A 1,267-nucleotide genomic window follows, 5' to 3' on the forward strand; every position below is an offset into this window, starting at 1 on the left:
ATCGCCGGGTGTCGCCCTCGTGCACACCATGCGGCTCTGGCAGCAATGCTAACCCGCGTCTGGTTTCTCACGGCGGGCCAGCCACCACATCACGGAAAGTCATACTGCCTAAACCGCTCGCGCGGTAAGGGGCTGCGGCCGGCGGTAGTAGCAATGGAGAGGAAACCGACTCTGTTCTGATGTTGATGGGCGAGGTAATCCGCCTCGCCGTTCAACGGGAGCAGAGTCATGACTGATACCCTCCAGACTGTCAGCCCACTGCGCCAGCGCATGATCGACGACATGCGTATGCGCCATCTGGCGCCGAAGACGCAGGCCGGTTATCTGCGCATCGTACGCGAGTTCACCCGGTTTCTGGGGCGCCCGCCCGACACCGCCACCGTCGAGGATCTACGGCGTTACCAGCTGCATCTGGTCGACCACGGCACGTCGCCCGTGTCGCTCAATGCGGCGATCACCGGACTGAAGTTCTTCTTCGAGATCACGCTTCACGAACCCGAACGGATGGCCCGGATGCAGCCGGTGCGCGTGCCCCGCACGCTCCCGGTCGTGCTCAGTCCGGACGAAGTGGGACGCCTGATCGCTGCGACCGGCAACCTGAAGCACCAGACCGCACTGTCAGTCGCCTACGGCGCCGGCCTGCGTGCCAGTGAAGTGGTGGCGCTGAAGGTCGGCGACGTGGACGGCCAGCGCATGACGCTGCGCATCGAGCAGGGCAAGGGCCGCAAGGACCGTTACGCCATGCTCTCGCCGGTACTGCTTGAACGCCTGCGTGTCTGGTGGCGCGTGGCGCACGCGCAGGGCCGGATGCTGGAGGGCGGCTGGCTGTTTCCAGGCCTCGACCCGGTCGATCCGCTCAGCACACGGCAGCTCAACCGCGCCATCCACGCCGCCGCCGTCGCTGCAGACATCAACAAACGTGTCTCGATGCACACATTGCGACACAGCTTTGCGACCCACCTGCTGGAGCAGAAGGTTGATATCCGTGTCATCCAGGTCCCGCTGGGCCACAAGAAGCTGGAGACGACCGCGCTCTATGCCCAGGTCGCGACGGACCTGCTGCGCGAAGTGATCAGTCCGCTGGAGAAGCTGCACAACAACAGCTGAAACACGGCGCACTGCCGTGCCCGAAGTCGCGGATGCGTATTTCGGATGAACGTGACCGGCCGTTTCGGGATCGTGACCGGGGATTTCGGCAACGTGACCGGTCATTTCGGGAACGTGACCGAGCGGACCGGACGGCAGGATTGGCGTTGCGCATGACATC

At 64.2% G+C, this 1,267-nt stretch carries 1 protein-coding gene; it reads left to right on the top strand.

Annotated features, from left to right (window positions below):
• The first annotated feature begins 228 nt into the window (after positions 1 to 228).
• Complete coding sequence (locus ACLFKU_RS43495) at positions 229 to 1,107, top strand: tyrosine-type recombinase/integrase (protein WP_410853362.1); 879 nt, start codon at positions 229 to 231, stop codon at positions 1,105 to 1,107.
• Positions 1,108 to 1,267: the final 160 nt, after the last annotated feature.

It is taken from the genome of Paraburkholderia sp. EG304 (assembly GCF_046543485.1).
Classification (GTDB): Bacteria; Pseudomonadota; Gammaproteobacteria; order Burkholderiales; family Burkholderiaceae; genus Paraburkholderia; species Paraburkholderia youngii.